Source organism: Pontibaca salina, from assembly GCF_016307205.1.
GTDB lineage: Bacteria > Pseudomonadota > Alphaproteobacteria > Rhodobacterales > Rhodobacteraceae > Pontibaca > Pontibaca salina.
This window is the reverse complement of the sequence record NZ_JAEIJD010000002.1, coordinates 445,646-460,081: the sequence shown is the minus strand read 5'-3', so window position 1 is coordinate 460,081 and position 14,436 is coordinate 445,646. Positions and strand designations below refer to the sequence as shown.

Below are 14,436 nucleotides of genomic sequence, written 5' to 3'. Positions count from 1 at the left end.
CCCACACAGCGGCCTGAAATGGAAATCGCCTCGCGAGTTCATAAGGGCCGAAACTGAAACCGCTTAGGTGTCCGGTGAAACGGGGGCTGGACCACAAGTGAACCAAGACCCAGTATCCGCGGGGTTGGTTGTTTTGCTGTCTAGGAATTTCGATCCCACTCTGTCATAGGCCGACCGATCTATATCTGTGGATAGATTGTGCGCCCCGCCCCGACAGAAGTGCCTGATGTGCGGAAGCGCCATTTGAATGTGGCCGCAAAACTGTTTTATATCATGATGTGAGCGCGGCACGTGTAAGCGCAAAACCGCTTGGAGAGACTATGAGTTCCACCCCCGTCATCGCAGCGCCGGGGCGAACATTCGGTGTTGCCGCCTGCCTGCTCGCGGCAACCCTATGGGGTACGACCGGCACGGCGGCGACCTTTGCTCCAGACGTCCCGGCGCTGGCCATCGGTGCTGCGGCGATGGGGGTCGGCGGCCTACTCCAAGCCATAATCGCCGTCGGGCGTATACGGGAAAGCTTTCCCACCTTGGCGCGATCTTGGCCGCTGCTGATGATGGGGGCGGTCTGCGTCGCGATCTATCCACTTGCCTTTTACGCCTCGATGCGTCTGGCCGGGGTGACCATCGGAACCGTCATCTCGATCGGGTCGGCCCCGGCAATTTCGGCGCTGATCGAGAACCGCATTGACGGCAGCCGCCTAACGCAGCGATGGGTGATCGGGGCCGCCATCGGTATTGCGGGAATGGTGTTGCTTGGGGTCGCGGAAGACGAACATGTGGGCGTAGCGCCAGATCTGCCGCTCGGGATTGGCCTTGGCCTTTTGGCCGGTGCCACTTATGCGCTCTATTCGTGGTCGGCGCGAAGGATAATGCAGCGCGGCGTGCAATCCGTTGCGGCGATGGGGGCGACCTTCGGGCTTGGCGGCATCTTTTTGATGCCGGTGCTGCTGCTCACAGGCGGGCCGTTCCTAGACAGCTCTGCCAACCTTGCGGTGGGGGCTTACATGGCGATCGTCCCAATGTTTTTGGGCTATGTGGCATTCGGCATAGCGCTGGCGCGCATCCCGAGCAGTCAAGCCACGACAATTTCGTTGTTCGAACCCGTCGTCGCCACGATTTTGGCCGTGATTATCGTTGGTGAACGTCTGCCCCCGCTCGGTTGGCTTGGCGTTGGCCTTGTCATTGCCTGTCTGCTTTGCACAGAATTTCCGGTGCCGCGTCGGTGGCGTCGGGCCGGCTGATACCGGCAATATCAAGCAGTCCGAGATCAGACCCTGCTGGTCCCAAAATGGAAAGCCCCACTGGACACCCGTCTTGCTCGATCGCAGGAAACGCGATCTGCGGAAAGCCGGACAGCCCGGAGATGCTCAGGATTTGCAGTGCATGATTGCGAAAGACTTCCAAATCATCCACCAAGGCGTCGCGGCGCGGTGCCGGGCCGGGCACAGTCGGCAGTAGAAGAACCGTATCATCTCCGCAAATATCTGCCATTCGGCGCTGGCATTCGGCTTTTGCCTGCCTTGCAGAGTCTGCCGCCTCGTCCGAGATGGTTGCCGTCCAAGCAAATCTTTCGGCAATGCCGGGGCCGAATTTTGGCTGATGTTGTTTTATCCACTCGCCGTGGTTTTGCCAGATTTCATAGCCCTGCAGAATGCGGAAGGTTTCGGCCCAAGCTTCCAAGCCGCCCTCAACCAATGAAACAGAGTCGACAGGCAGATGCTCGCAAATTGTTGCTGACATCAGCGCCTCGGACAAGGCGCTCGGCAGCAGATCGAACGCATCGGTCACCACGAGAACACGGCGCGGCGTGAAACTATCTTTCGGAAGCAGACACTCCCCCACCGCTCGAAGCGTGGCGGCATCACGGGCGAACCAGCCCAAGGTATCGAAACTGGGCGCGAACGGCATCACCCCATCCATTGGGATCACGCCATGCGTCGGACGAATGCCCCAAATACCACAATAGCTGGCGGGTACGCGGACAGACCCGCCGGTGTCGCTGCCGATCGAGAAATCGGCCAGATGCCCCGCAACCGAAACGGCAGAGCCGCTGGACGATCCGCCGGGTATACGGTCGGGCGCGGCGGGGTTGATCGGGGTGCCGTAATGATGGTTCGCGCCATTCAGGCTATAGGCCAGTTCATCCGTATGCACCTTGCCGGTAAAGACCGCGCCCGCATCAAGGACCGCCTGAACGCAACTTGCGTTTCGCGCGGCAATCTCGGATTGTTGGCGTTTCAACGGATGCCCACACCCGGTTGGATAACCGACCACTTCAATCAGGTCCTTGACGCTGAACGTCTGCCCCATAAGCGCGCCTGAGCGGTTGCCATTCACGGGCACCGGTTCGTAATCAACAAAGGCATTGAACGGGTCGTCACGCATATACTCGGTCCTCAAACTTGCTTATTTATCGGAATTCCAACTATTTCAGGCGTCCATCCAAGACACATGGGCGCTGACAATGCGCCACCCTTCCGCGAGCCGCACCCAGCACTGGGATTGCCGCCCGATACGGGGCTCGTCATCGCGCCGGAATTCGAGATTGGTCGTCGCGAAGGACTTGCCGAATGTGGTGATCTCGCGCCGCGTCACCCGGCGCATCAGGTTGCTCGCGTCGCGCCCTTTGCGAAACGCGAGGATCTCCGCATGCCCATAAAGATTTTCACGCGCACCATATCGAATGGTATGCGGATTGGTCCAGAACATCTCATCAAGGGCCTGCACGTCGTTTCCGACAAGCGCCGCCTCATAGCGGTCCGCCATCGCAACCATTTCGGCAAGCACGTCGGGAATGTTGATCTGCATCGCGTCACTCATTGTTGCTGTTGCGCTATTATCTTGCATCATCCGATTCCGTCATAAACTTGGCTTGGCAGCCAGAGGCTGACGCTAGGGACGTAAGTGATCAGCAAAAGCGCCAGCAAAGCGATGATGATGAATGGCAGCGCGCCGACCACCGCATCGCGGTAACTGACACCGATCGCCCCGGCCACAAACAGGTTAAGGCCGAAAGGCGGGGTGAACATTCCGACCGCAGCGTTGACGCAGAGCACCACACCCAAATGGACCGGATCGATCCCGGCGGCCATTGCCACGGTAAACAGAAATGGCACGAGAATGATGATGATCGAGTTTGGATCCAAAAACATCCCGGCGATCAGGATGACCACATTGATCACCATCAGCACCTTGATGGGATCATCGCCGATCCCTGCCATCATCTGAAAGACCGCAGTCGAGAAGCCAGAAGTGGTCAAATACCATGCGAAAGCAGATGCAGCCGCGACGATGATCATCACCTGAGCCGTCGTCACCGCAGAGCTGACCAAAACATCGATCAGATCGCGGACCGACAATTCCCTGTAGATGACCATCGTGACGAAAGCCGCATAGCCAACGGTTACCGCAGCGGCTTCGGTTGGCGTAAAGATACCACCATAGATACCACCCAGAACGATGAACGGAATGGCGATCCCCCAGGCGGAGCCGCAGGTGGATTCCCAGATCTCACGCCCCGACCAGCGGCCGCTGGTGGGCAGACCCGCCCAGCGGGAATAGACCCAGCAGGTAATCAACAGCGTGACGCCGTAAACCAGCCCTGCCCCGATTCCGGCCAGAAACAATGCCCCGATCGAAACACCGGTGACCGCACCATAAACGATCATGAAAATCGAGGGCGGGATGACGATACCAAGCGAACCGGCACTCATCAGCAGCCCCACCGAAAATGACCGCTTATAGCCCGCTTCATCCATTGCCGGCATGATCAGCTTGCCGATTGACACCACTGTCGCGGGGCTGGAGCCAGAGATCGCGCTAAAGAACATTGACCCGGTCGTGGCCGTCATCGCCAGACCGCCATGCAGCGGCCCCACCAGAGAGATCGCCAAGCGGATCATGCGCTTTGACAACCCGCCCGTAGACATCAGGTTGCCGGCCAGAATGAAGAACGGGATCGCCATCAGTGGAAACTGGTCGATGCCCGAAAACATCCGCTGGATAACCAGCACCGAGGGCGCCGGGGTCGTGAATGCGATGAAGATAAGAACCGGTATGGACAGCGCCAGAAAGATTGGAATCCGCGCGATCAGCAGGCCGATAATGGAAGTGGCGAAAGTGGCGTACATTTGTTCTCGCTCTCAGGCAGCGGTGTCGTGGATAACGACTAAGGATTCGTCTCGCGTGGCGACGTCGGCCGCAGCTTGCACGAAGCGGATCGACATCAGGCCGAAGCCGACAGGAAGCGCCAGATAGACCCACCACATCGGAACTTCGAGCGCGGGAGATGTCTGGCCGAAGGTCATCATCGTTCTTACAAGTTGAACCGATACAACCATGAGGACCGCGCAGCCGGCCCCGGAAACTGCCATCGCGGCTGCCCCAAGCGCTTTTGCTGAACCCGGCGGCAGCATTTCCCCCAGCATATCAATGCTTATGTGGCTGCCCTCGCGGGCCGCAACACTGCCGCCGATGAAGACCATCCAGACAATCGCGTAGCGGGTCAGCTCTGCCGACCAGGACAGTGCGATTCCGACCGTGCTTCTAAGTACGATGTCAGCAATCAGGACTCCAGTCGACACCAGCAGGGCGAGGATCAGAATTGCCTTCTCGACAATGCTGATCGACCGGTCAAAGGTCCGATAAAATTGCGCCATGTCCCCCACTCCCTGCTTGGCTATGGCAACGCCATCCTTGGACCGGATGGCGTCAAACTTACTTGTGGCTCTCGATTTCCTCGTAAACGCTCTGAATCAGTTCAGGACCGATACGATCAGCAAACTTGTCGTGAACCGGTTTCATCTCGGCTGCAAAAACAGCCAGTTGATCAGGCGTCAGTTCGACCGTTTCGCTGGTACCTGACGCAACGATATCGGCCAGATAGTCACCCTCCATTTCGCGGGAACGCTCTCGCTGAAAGGCGCCTGCCTCTCGCGCAGAGGTCATCAATATGTCCTGTGTTTCCGCATCAAGAGCATCGAACCACATCTTTGAGAAGATAAAAGCGGTCGCCAAATACCCATGGTTTGAAATGATCAGGTGATCCTGAACCTCATAAAACTTCATCTTATGGATTGAAACGAGCGGGTTCTCCTGGCATTCGACCACACCCTGTTGCAGCGCGGTATACACCTCGCTGAATGCCACCGGGATGGCGATCGCTCCCAGCGCCTCATATTGCGCGATTAGCAAAGGGCTTTCCATGACCCGCACTTTGCGCCCGGCAAGGTCGCCCGGCTCTGTCACCGCGTGATTGCAGGTCAGTTGCTTGAAACCGGACTCCCAGAACATGGCACCGACAAAACCAGCTTGCTCCAATCCGCTCAAGATCGACATGCCGACCTCGGAATCTAGCACATCATAGGCCACTTCCGGGCTGGGAAACAGAAAAGGCAGATCCACCACTTGCAAGGCGGGATTGAAATTAGAAAGCTTGGCGGTCGGGATCGGGGCGGCATGTACCGCGCCGAACTGCATCTGCTGCGCCACCTCGACATCATTGCCAAGCGCGTTATTGGCAAAGATCTGTACGTCAAACCTGCCGTTGGTGCGCTCTTCAACCAAGCGCTCGAATTCCAGAGCGCCAAGATGCTGCGCCGAATCCTCTGGCAAATCATGGTGGAACTTCAACACGTCTTGAGCATCGGCTGCCGTCGCCATGAACAGCGCCGATACAATCGGGAACACGCCTTTATAATAAGACATCTTTTTGAGCCTCTCTGTTGATCACCACACCGCCCCTCATGCTGGAAAGTTATGGCTTTATGTAAGTAACCACATACTTTATAAGTCGGTCAAGAATATTATTTCACCTGAGTGAATCTTTACGCAACTTCGTGCAAGTTCCGCCCCTTGGAGGAGCGCTATGGCCAAATCTTCGACAGACACCCAGACGACGCCCCAGCGCCAGAGATCCCTGGCGACCCATCAGCGGCTGCTCATGGCTGCGATGCGCGAATTCGCCCAATATGGCTATGACGGCGCCCGAGTTGATCGGATTTGCAAATCTGCCAAGACCAATATCCGCATGCTCTACCATTACTTTGGCGGCAAGGAGCCGCTCTATCTGGAGGTGCTTGAAGAAACCTATCGCGGCATCCGCAATCTCGAACAGCGATTGGAAGTGGCGAAACTGCCTCCTGAAGATGGAATCCGAGAACTGATCAGCATGACCTTCGATCATCTGACCAAAGACCCTTATTTCGTCCGGCTCATGATGAACGAAAATCTGATGATGGCGCGAATCGCGCGGAAATCTAAGATCATTCAGGAACTGACGGGCCCGCTCATGACAGCGCTGGCACAGATGTTGAAAGAGGGCCAGCGCACAGGAATATTCCGCCGCGAAATATCGCCGCCGGACCTATATATCACCATCCTTGGACAATGTTTTGTGCATGTATCGAATCGATATACGCTGTCACACATGCTGGGAATTGACCTGACCGAAGCGGAGTGGCTTAGGCAAAGAAAGATCACGGTCACCGACCTTATCATGACCTATTTGATGTCGGACAAGCCGTCACAATTACCGATCAGCACGGTCTGAAAATTTTATGTTGGCATGTCTTTTTCTGATCGTCTTACCGCGCACGACCATGGGATCTGCCCGCCCGTAAATGATGTTGTATGAGGGTCTGCCTGCAGACCCCGTTAAACGCGCCGGTTTTTCCATCTTGGCGCAAGCTAGTGGATTGGTTCGCCGCGATCTCACCCGGGATCGAAATTCCGGGTTGTTTTCCAATGAGCAAACATATGAGGTTGTATGACCCAATAGGAGCTCAGGCGATGATCCGAAGTCGTTTAAAGTTCACCGTCCAGCGTCTGCGTGAAAAGCTCTGGATCAAACCTCTTGGCAATGCGGTGCTCGCGGTATTGGCGGTGTTGGTCGCGCATTTCGCTGACGGTCTACCGCTCCAAGAGATTGTCCCCGATATCAGCGCCGAGACAGTCGAAAAGCTGCTGACTGTTATATCTGCCAGCATGCTTGGCGTGGCGACTTTTGCCGTCGCTTCAATGGTTTCGGCCTATGCCTCTGCCGGCAGCAGTGCAACGCCAAGGGCTTTCGCCCTGATCATTTCTGACGGCCTGTCCCAGACGGCGCTGTCCAGCTTCATCGGCGCTTTCATCTTCAGTATCGTTGGCATTATTGCGATCAAGGTCGGTTACTTTGCGGTCGCCGGGCGTTTCGCGCTCTTTCTATTGACCATCGCGATCTTCGCCTGGGTGGTGGTCACCTTTGTCCGTTGGGTCGATCATATCGCCCGGCTTGGCCGGTTGGAAAACACCATCGAAAAGGTTGATGCGGCCACGCGGGAAGCCTTTGCGCACTGGCACTCCTCTGCCCCTCTGGGTGCGCGTCCCGCCAACATTATCTCGGATGACGGTGTCGATCTCTGCTCGGATAAGCTCGGTTTCATCCAGCATATCGATACCGGCGCGCTGGACAGCTGGGCGAAGGAAAATGAAACAGTCGTCCATGTAAGAAGCCTACCGGGTGCCTTTGTTCACCCGCAGCGGGCTTTGGCAACGGTCAAACCGCTGGTCGGCGCCCCGGTGCTCGATCTGAGCATGCTGCTGGACGCATTTGTGATTGCAGAGCGCCGCACCTATGCAAGCGATCCCCGCTTTGGGCTGATCGTCATGTCCGAAATTGGCTCACGCGCCCTGTCACCCGGAATCAATGACCCCGGAACAGCCATTGAAATCGCCACCAGATTGGCCCGGATCATCCGTGACTGGAGCAAGGCGCAGGATGGCGAGGAAAGGGCCCAACCCCAGCTTGAGAGAGTTTTCGTGCCCCCATTGGACCCGCAAGACTTGATCGAGGATGCCTATGCTGCGATCAGCAAGGATGGGGTCGGAACGGTCGAGGTCGGGATCTGGATCCAGAAGTCACTGGCTTTGCTCTCACAACTGCCCGCAACCGACATCGTCGATGCCGCACGACATCAGGCCCGCCTTGCTTTTGCACGCGCCGAAACCGGCCTGACATTTCCCCATGATCTTCAGCGAATTCGGCAGGCCCACGCGTCGGTTCTGGATCGGCAGGACGACCCCGTGGAACCGATAGCAAATGAGCGCCAATAAAACTGCGAGGATTGCAAAGGGTTCTGGACTGCGATCTGGCGTCGGCTTGGGCATGGCGCGGCGGTGAAGCGCCGAGAAACAGGCGCAGCGCTCATGACCTTGATATGGTGCGGCCGAGAAGAATCGAACTTCCACGGGTGTTACCCCACAGCGACCTCAACGCTGCGCGTCTACCAGTTCCGCCACGGCCGCACTGCCGAAGGCTTGGTGAAGCAGGGCTATAAACGAGGGGGTCGAACTTGTGAAGAGGCAAAACCGTCGATTTACTCAAAGCTTCGCATAATCGTCCACGCGCCGTGGGCTATGTAGCCGGACCAAGTGGTACTCTCCTCTTCCCGCCGTATGTGGATGGCGGTATGACCGCCACATGGTTGAATGGATCATCACCGACGGCTTGACCGAATACGATAAGGCGTTGGCCTTCATGGAGGCCCGCGTGGCGGCAATTGCCGCCGGCAAAGCGCCCGAATGTATCTGGCTGCTGGAACATCCCCCCCTTTACACCGCCGGCACCAGCGCCGCCCCCGAAGATCTCACCGACCCGGATCGATTTCCGGTTTTTCAGGCGCGGCGGGGCGGACAGTATACCTATCACGGGCCGGGCCAGCGGGTGATCTATGTGATGCTCGATCTGAACCGGCGCGGGCGCGATGTGCGGGCCTTCGTGCAGGCGCTCGAGGCTTGGGTCATCGCCGCGCTGGCAGAGTTCAACGTCACCGGCCATATTCGCGAAGGACGTGTCGGGGTCTGGGTCGAGCGCCCAGACCGGCCGCTGACCGCCAACGGAGAACTGGCCGAAGACAAGATCGCCGCCGTCGGGATCCGCCTGCGCAAATGGATCAGCTTTCACGGCATTTCGATCAATGTCGAACCGGATCTTGAGCATTTCAGCGGCATTGTGCCCTGCGGCATCAGCGATCACGGGGTGACATCTCTGGTCGATCTGGGCCTGCCGGTCACCATGGCTGATCTGGACCTTGCCCTGCAACGCAGCTTCGGATCTGTCTTTACCGATTGACGGCGGCGGCTCAGGCCGCCTCTTGATCCATCTGCTGGCGGTTCCACAGCATCGCATAACGCCCATCATGCGATAGCAGCGTCTCGTGATTGCCACGTTCGACGATACGCCCCTGATCCAGCACCACGATTTCGTCCGAATCGGCGATGGTAGAGAGGCGATGGGCGATGGTAATCACCGTGCGCCCCTGCCCGGCCCGCGCCAATGCAGTTTGAATCTCGGATTCGGTATCACTGTCCAGCGCGCTTGTCGCCTCGTCCAGAAGCAGGATCGGCGGGTTCTTGAGCAATGTGCGCGCAATCCCGACCCGCTGCTTTTCCCCGCCGGAAAGTTTCAGCCCCCGTTCTCCCACTGCCGTGTCATAACCGCTGGGCAGAGTGGTGATGAAATCGTGGATCTGCGCGGCGCGGGCAGCCTCTTCGATCTCGGCCTGGGTGGCCCCGTCGCGACCATAGGCGATGTTATAGCGGATCGTGTCGTTAAACAGCACCGTGTCTTGGGGGACCACGCCGATGGCGTCGTGCAGGCTGTTTTGCGTCACGTCGCGTAGGTCTTGCCCGTCGATCGTCAATGCGCCGCCGGTCACATCGTAAAAGCGAAACAGCAACCGTCCCACTGTCGACTTGCCCGAACCGGTCGCGCCGACAATGGCAACGGTTTGCCCGGCGGGAACGGTCAGGGAGATACCCTTGAGGATTTCGCGCTCGGGGTCATAGCCGAAATGCACATCCTTGAGTTCGATCCGTCCGCCGCTCACTTGCAGGGGGCGCGCGTCGGCCTTGTCGGTGACCTCGGCGGGCTGTTCCAGCAGATCGAACATCTCGCCCATGTCGACCAGGCTCTGACGGATTTCACGATAGACCGTGCCCAGAAAGTTCAGCGGCACGGTGATCTGGATCATATAGGCGTTGACCATCACGAAGTCACCGACCGTCAGCGCGCCCGACTGCACCCCAAGGGCCGCCAAAACCATCACCCCGACCAGCCCGCAGGTGATCAGAAAGGACTGCCCGGTGTTCAGGAAGGCCAGCGAATAGGCGGTCCTTGTTGCGGCTCTTTCATAAGCCTGCATAGCGCGGTCATAGCGCGCAGCCTCGCGCGCTTCGGCACCGAAATATTTGACGGTTTCATAGTTCAGCAAACTGTCGATCGCCTTCTGGTTGGCGTCCGTGTCCTGATCGTTCATCTCGCGGCGCAGTTTCACCCGCCATTCGGTAACGCGGAATGTAAACCAGACATAAAGCGCGATGGTGACGGCGACGATGATCAGGTACCAGAAATCAAACAGCACCGTCAGGATGATCGCCACCAGCACCAGTTCCAGAACCAGCGGGCCAATGCTGAACAGCAGGAACCGCAACAGGAAATCGACGCCCTTGACCCCGCGTTCGATAATCCGGCTGAGGCCGCCGGTCTTGCGGGTGATGTGATAACGCATCGACAGGCGGTGGATATGAGCAAAGGTTTGCAGCGCCAGACGCCGCAGCGCCCGCTGACCCACCGGCGCGAACAGCGCGTCGCGCAATTGCTGGAAAGCGACATTGAGCAGCCGCGCCATGCCATAGGCGACGGTCAGCCCGACCGCCCCCAGCGCCAGCATCGGCACACCCTCCTCGGCCAGCGTATCGACCGCGCCCTTGTAAAGCACCGGCGTTCCCACCGCGACCAATTTGGCAACCACCAGCATGGTCAGCGCCAATACCACCCGGCGCTTGATCCAGGTCTCGCCTTCGGGCCAAAGATAGGGGGCCACCTTGCGGATGGTGCGCAGGCCCGAGCGGCGCTCGGCCCGGTCGGTTTGGGCGTCGGACATTCACGGCTCCTTAGAAGTCAGTATTCCCATCTAGGCACTGCACCGCGCAAAGGCCAGATGTGACCGCGTCAATGGGGGATGGCAAAGACCTGACCGGGGTAGATCAGATCGGGGTCGCGGATCGCGTCGCGATTGGCCTCGAACACGCGCAGATACAGCACGCCTTCGCCAAGACGGTCGCGCGAGATCGCCCAAAGCGTGTCGCCCCGCTGCACCGTCACCGCCCGTACCGGGTCGGCAAGTGTCTCGGGATCTGCTGGCATTAGCGCCTCTGGCGATTCCCGCTGGAACGGCGTCTCTATTCGACTGATGACCTCTCCGGTTCTTGAAATCTCATCCAAGCGCAACGTGTAAAGGCCGGGATCAATGCCCTCGATCGCGGTCTGCCAGCGCCCTTCAGCATCGGTCGACAGATCCATAGAAAAGGCATTGTCCAGATAGACGCGGACGCGCGAGCCCGCCTTCGCGCGGCCACCAAGCCTGACGCGGCCATCGTCGTCATAGGTGATCGCGTCCAGCGCGATAGTGTCCGGGATGCCTGCAATCTCTGGCGTCGATGGCTGAATCACCTCAATGCCGTCGGCATCCGCGCGCAACACCGTGACGTTCCCGGCATCTGCCTTGCCGGTACCCAATTGCACATCCTCATCGGTGACTACCTTGGCCGCCGGTGATGGCGCCAAGATGATTTGCTCCTGTGACAGGACAGATTGCCCGTCCTGAATCGTGTCCAGCGTTAGCACCCGCGCCGCGTCGCTATGTGGGAGGCTCAGCAAAGCGGCAAACTGACCAGCAGAGTCGGCCTTGACCGATTGCTTTTCAGTCTCATCCACCATGATCGTGACCTGCGCGCCCGGCGGTGCGGTTCCGGCAATGACGGTCGTGCCATCGGGATCAACGCGCACCACATCGAATTGTGCCGCGTCTTGACCGGTATTGTCGGGTGCGCGGGCTGCTTCCATAGGGGGATTGCTGGCGTCGCGCTGCCGCTCAACCGCAAGTGGTTGCGGCACGCGCTCAGCCTGGTCCGAAAATATCGTAAGATAGACAATAACGGCCACGCCAAACGCCGCAAGCGCGCCTATGACGATAGCGACTCTTCGCCCGCCAGCGGTTTTTTGTCCCATGAATTCGGTCCCTTTGCCGCGTTACCGCGCGTCAAGCTGCCGTCAGTGTGACAAGCGCATCCCCGGCGGTCAAGGTAACGGTGCGACACGTGCCGCATTACGTGCCCCCCTCTCCCGCTGCACCGCGGCTGTAGAATAAAGCGCCACAGCAAGCCAAATCAAGGGAAAGGCAATGGCATGAACCAGTTTGAACGGCTCTCCCAACACCACCATCGCCGCCAAAAATTGGAGCGTGGGATTGATGTAAAACAGCACCCCCGTGGTAGACATCGCAATGCGGCGCGCTGCGTAACTGAACAACACCAGCGGCAAGGCGGTAAATGGCCCTGACCCGATCAGCAACAAAACATCAATGGTCGAGGTGCCCCAAACCGGAGCATCCACCAACATCAGAATCGCCAGCGCGATTGGTAGAAAAACCAGCATTTCAGCCGTGACCGATACGACCGGACCTAAGGGAAGATTTTTCTTGATGACACCATAGAGCGCAAAGGTTCCGGCAATGACTACGGCAACCCAGGGCATCGCGCCAAGCCCCACGGCAAGAGTTAAAACCGCCGACACGGCCAAGATTACTGCCAGCATCTGCAGACCGTCCAACTTTTCCCCGAAAGCAAAGCGTCCGATCAACACAGCAATAAGCGGATATATATAATATCCAAGGCTCGCCTCGGTCGCGTGACCGATCTGTATAGAGAGGATGAACATGAACCAGTTCGCGGTGATCATCAGTGCGGCCAGCACGATAAGGCCCGCATTGGGGCCAAGACTCCGGATCGCGCGCACATCACGGATCCGCCCCTGCACTGCCAGAAATCCCAGAAAGAACGGCAGCGACCAAAGGCTGCGATGTGCAAGCACCTGCAACGGCGGCAGGTGCGACAACAGGTCAAGATAGATGCTGGACAGCCCCCACAGCGTACAGGCCGCGACCATGGCCGCGCCCCCTTTCAAGGTTTCTGTCATGGTCACTCCCGCGCTGGCAGTGCTGCACCCAAGTCAGTGCATACGTCTGGTGTCGAGTATCGATGCCAGATTGGTTACATCGCGGCAAGGTCGTTGCGCACCATGGTTTCGATCTCATCCAACGGGTGCGACGTCAGCAGTTTGGGAATCTCCGCGATCACCTTGTCAGTGACCACCTGGTGCAGTGCTTTGCGCAGCTCGCCCAGCGTTGCAGGCGGGGCGATCAAGACAATCTCATGGAATTCGTTTTTATAGGCTTTTTCGTAGAGAATATCTGCCAGTTCGTTGGCAAATAACTCTTTGTTCAACCGGTGCCAATCCGTATCCTGCACGGCCGAGCGATGCACGCTGGGCCCATCGTTGAACCGGCCCCGCCGATGCCGTGCCTGTTCACGATTGGGCGGATTATCCTGTTCTTCCATCCGGATCACATCAAGCGTCGGGTTCAGTTCATCATCCACATTGTGCGTGAACAACGCCTTTTCGCTATCAGCGATCAGCACCCAGGTTCCATGTTTGAGTTGCGTCATCATTACCCCTTTCATCTCGCCTGCTAGCTCTCGATTAAGGCAACATAGTTGCTCCCCGAAGCGAGATCTTCCGGGGAAATTGTCGTTAAACCTGTCATTAATCCTGTCATTGCCGCAGCCCTACACCATGGCTTTGCGATCATGGTTATGGGAATAAACGCTAACGGGCAGAAACTTGTTCCCCAAATGAAAAACGCTCCGCCCTTGGGGCGGAGCGTTACGAGAAACAGACCGGGTACGATCAGGCTTTTGAAAGCCGCTCGGCCACGTTTTCCCAGTTGACAAGATTATCAAGGAAGTTGGTCAGGTAATCCGGACGCGCATTGCGGAAATCAATGTAGTAAGAGTGCTCCCACACATCACAGCCCAGCAGCGCAGTCTGGCCAAAACAGAGCGGGTTTACACCATTTTCGGTTTTGGTCACCTTCAGCGAACCATCGGTGTCCACCACCAACCAGGCCCAGCCCGAGCCGAACTGTCCGCCGCCTGCTGCCTTGAACTGCTCCTTGAATTCGTCAACCGAACCAAAGGCATCCTTGATGCGGCTTTCCAGCTCGCCGGGCATTTTGCTGTCGTCGGGCGACATCATTTCCCAGAACTGGTTATGGTTCCACAACTGGCTGATATTGTTGAAGATACCATTCTGTGCTACGGCGTTCTTGTCGTAGGTCCCTTTGATGATCTCTTCCATCGACTTGTTTTCCCACTCGGTCCCGGCAATCGCCTTGTTGCCGTTCACCACATAGGCGTTGTGGTGCTTGTCGTGGTGGTACTCGAGCGTCTCTTTCGACATGCCTTTGGATGCCAGCGCATCGTGCGCATAAGGAAGATCAGGTAGTTCAAAAGCCATTTCGGGCCCCCCGTTTAAGTTGATTGATATCTCCCTAG

The 14,436-nt window shown here is 57.9% G+C and carries 14 protein-coding genes and 1 tRNA gene; 4 read left to right on the top strand and 11 right to left on the bottom strand.

Translation table 11 applies throughout. The features are described from left to right. The first annotated feature begins 320 nt into the window (after nt 1–320). Nucleotides 321–1,244, top strand: a complete 924-nt coding sequence (locus JAO82_RS04890) for a DMT family transporter (protein ID WP_198685210.1) — start codon at nt 321–323, stop codon at nt 1,242–1,244. On the opposite strand, the gene JAO82_RS04885 is transcribed toward JAO82_RS04890, so the two are convergent. The 5 genes from JAO82_RS04885 to JAO82_RS04865 are packed head-to-tail and all read right to left on the bottom strand — an operon-like array spanning nt 1,183 to nt 5,709. Beyond that, nucleotides 1,183–2,388, bottom strand: a complete 1,206-nt coding sequence (locus JAO82_RS04885) for an amidase (protein ID WP_198685209.1) — start codon at nt 2,386–2,388, stop codon at nt 1,183–1,185. The genes JAO82_RS04890 and JAO82_RS04885 overlap by 62 nt on opposite strands. 45 nt (nt 2,389–2,433) lie before the next feature. Next, a complete protein-coding gene (gene hpxZ / locus JAO82_RS04880) occupies nt 2,434–2,823 on the bottom strand; it encodes an oxalurate catabolism protein HpxZ (RefSeq protein WP_198685208.1) in 390 nt (129 codons plus the stop codon). A gap of 26 nt (nt 2,824–2,849) precedes the next feature. Next, a complete protein-coding gene (locus JAO82_RS04875; protein WP_198685207.1) occupies nt 2,850–4,133 on the bottom strand; it encodes a TRAP transporter large permease in 1,284 nt (427 codons plus the stop codon). A gap of 12 nt (nt 4,134–4,145) precedes the next feature. Beyond that, nucleotides 4,146–4,661, bottom strand: a complete 516-nt coding sequence (locus tag JAO82_RS04870; protein ID WP_198685206.1) for a TRAP transporter small permease — start codon at nt 4,659–4,661, stop codon at nt 4,146–4,148. A gap of 58 nt (nt 4,662–4,719) precedes the next feature. Then, nucleotides 4,720–5,709 carry a TRAP transporter substrate-binding protein gene (locus JAO82_RS04865; protein WP_232897222.1) on the bottom strand — a complete coding sequence of 330 codons (990 nt, stop codon included), beginning with the start codon at nt 5,707–5,709 and terminating at the stop codon, nt 4,720–4,722. Nucleotides 5,710–5,869: 160 nt separating this feature from the next. On the opposite strand from JAO82_RS04865, the gene JAO82_RS04860 reads away from it, so the two are divergent. Continuing rightward, complete coding sequence (locus JAO82_RS04860; protein ID WP_198685205.1) at nt 5,870–6,553, top strand: TetR/AcrR family transcriptional regulator; 684 nt, start codon at nt 5,870–5,872, stop codon at nt 6,551–6,553. Nucleotides 6,554–6,792: 239 nt separating this feature from the next. Further along, nucleotides 6,793–8,094: a DUF2254 domain-containing protein gene (locus JAO82_RS04855; protein WP_198685204.1), complete on the top strand. Its 1,302-nt coding sequence runs from the start codon at nt 6,793–6,795 to the stop codon at nt 8,092–8,094. A 105-nt stretch (nt 8,095–8,199) separates the two neighbouring features. Here JAO82_RS04855 and JAO82_RS04850 read toward each other — a convergent pair. Continuing rightward, nucleotides 8,200–8,286, bottom strand: a tRNA-Leu gene (locus tag JAO82_RS04850). Nucleotides 8,287–8,461: 175 nt separating this feature from the next. Between JAO82_RS04850 and lipB the strand changes: the two genes are divergently transcribed. Then, nucleotides 8,462–9,112: a lipoyl(octanoyl) transferase LipB gene (gene lipB / locus JAO82_RS04845; protein ID WP_198685203.1), complete on the top strand. Its 651-nt coding sequence runs from the start codon at nt 8,462–8,464 to the stop codon at nt 9,110–9,112. Nucleotides 9,113–9,122: 10 nt separating this feature from the next. On the opposite strand, the gene JAO82_RS04840 is transcribed toward lipB, so the two are convergent. The 5 genes from JAO82_RS04840 to JAO82_RS04820 form a co-directional block, all read right to left on the bottom strand. Beyond that, nucleotides 9,123–10,925, bottom strand: a complete 1,803-nt coding sequence (locus JAO82_RS04840) for an ABCB family ABC transporter ATP-binding protein/permease (protein ID WP_198685202.1) — start codon at nt 10,923–10,925, stop codon at nt 9,123–9,125. Nucleotides 10,926–10,993: 68 nt separating this feature from the next. Continuing rightward, nucleotides 10,994–12,052, bottom strand: coding sequence for a LysM peptidoglycan-binding domain-containing protein (locus JAO82_RS04835; protein ID WP_198685201.1), 1,059 nt, complete (start codon nt 12,050–12,052; stop codon nt 10,994–10,996). Nucleotides 12,053–12,121: 69 nt separating this feature from the next. Next, nucleotides 12,122–13,018 (bottom strand): EamA family transporter RarD, encoded by an 897-nt coding sequence (gene rarD, locus JAO82_RS04830; RefSeq protein ID WP_198685200.1) that lies wholly within the window; start codon nt 13,016–13,018, stop codon nt 12,122–12,124. A gap of 74 nt (nt 13,019–13,092) precedes the next feature. Beyond that, a complete protein-coding gene (locus JAO82_RS04825; protein ID WP_198685199.1) occupies nt 13,093–13,548 on the bottom strand; it encodes a baeRF12 domain-containing protein in 456 nt (151 codons plus the stop codon). Nucleotides 13,549–13,789: 241 nt separating this feature from the next. Next, nucleotides 13,790–14,398 (bottom strand): superoxide dismutase, encoded by a 609-nt coding sequence (locus tag JAO82_RS04820; protein WP_198685198.1) that lies wholly within the window; start codon nt 14,396–14,398, stop codon nt 13,790–13,792. Between the last annotated feature and the right edge of the window lie 38 nt (nt 14,399–14,436).

What these genes read in the sequence shown, in the direction of transcription:
- JAO82_RS04855 (WP_198685204.1), top strand. Translation starts at nt 6,793, where the DNA reads ATGATCCGAAGTCGTTTAAAGTTCACCGTCCAGCGTCTGCGTGAAAAG.
- rarD (WP_198685200.1), bottom strand. Translation starts at nt 13,018, where the DNA reads ATGACAGAAACCTTGAAAGGGGGCGCGGCCATGGTCGCGGCCTGTACG.
- JAO82_RS04860 (WP_198685205.1), top strand. Translation starts at nt 5,870, where the DNA reads ATGGCCAAATCTTCGACAGACACCCAGACGACGCCCCAGCGCCAGAGA.
- JAO82_RS04885 (WP_198685209.1), bottom strand. Translation starts at nt 2,388, where the DNA reads ATGCGTGACGACCCGTTCAATGCCTTTGTTGATTACGAACCGGTGCCC.
- JAO82_RS04825 (WP_198685199.1), bottom strand. Translation starts at nt 13,548, where the DNA reads ATGACGCAACTCAAACATGGAACCTGGGTGCTGATCGCTGATAGCGAA.
- JAO82_RS04870 (WP_198685206.1), bottom strand. Translation starts at nt 4,661, where the DNA reads ATGGCGCAATTTTATCGGACCTTTGACCGGTCGATCAGCATTGTCGAG.
- JAO82_RS04835 (WP_198685201.1), bottom strand. Translation starts at nt 12,052, where the DNA reads ATGGGACAAAAAACCGCTGGCGGGCGAAGAGTCGCTATCGTCATAGGC.
- JAO82_RS04865 (WP_232897222.1), bottom strand. Translation starts at nt 5,709, where the DNA reads ATGTCTTATTATAAAGGCGTGTTCCCGATTGTATCGGCGCTGTTCATG.
- hpxZ (WP_198685208.1), bottom strand. Translation starts at nt 2,823, where the DNA reads ATGAGTGACGCGATGCAGATCAACATTCCCGACGTGCTTGCCGAAATG.
- JAO82_RS04875 (WP_198685207.1), bottom strand. Translation starts at nt 4,133, where the DNA reads ATGTACGCCACTTTCGCCACTTCCATTATCGGCCTGCTGATCGCGCGG.
- lipB (WP_198685203.1), top strand. Translation starts at nt 8,462, where the DNA reads ATGGTTGAATGGATCATCACCGACGGCTTGACCGAATACGATAAGGCG.
- JAO82_RS04890 (WP_198685210.1), top strand. Translation starts at nt 321, where the DNA reads ATGAGTTCCACCCCCGTCATCGCAGCGCCGGGGCGAACATTCGGTGTT.
- JAO82_RS04820 (WP_198685198.1), bottom strand. Translation starts at nt 14,398, where the DNA reads ATGGCTTTTGAACTACCTGATCTTCCTTATGCGCACGATGCGCTGGCA.
- JAO82_RS04840 (WP_198685202.1), bottom strand. Translation starts at nt 10,925, where the DNA reads ATGTCCGACGCCCAAACCGACCGGGCCGAGCGCCGCTCGGGCCTGCGC.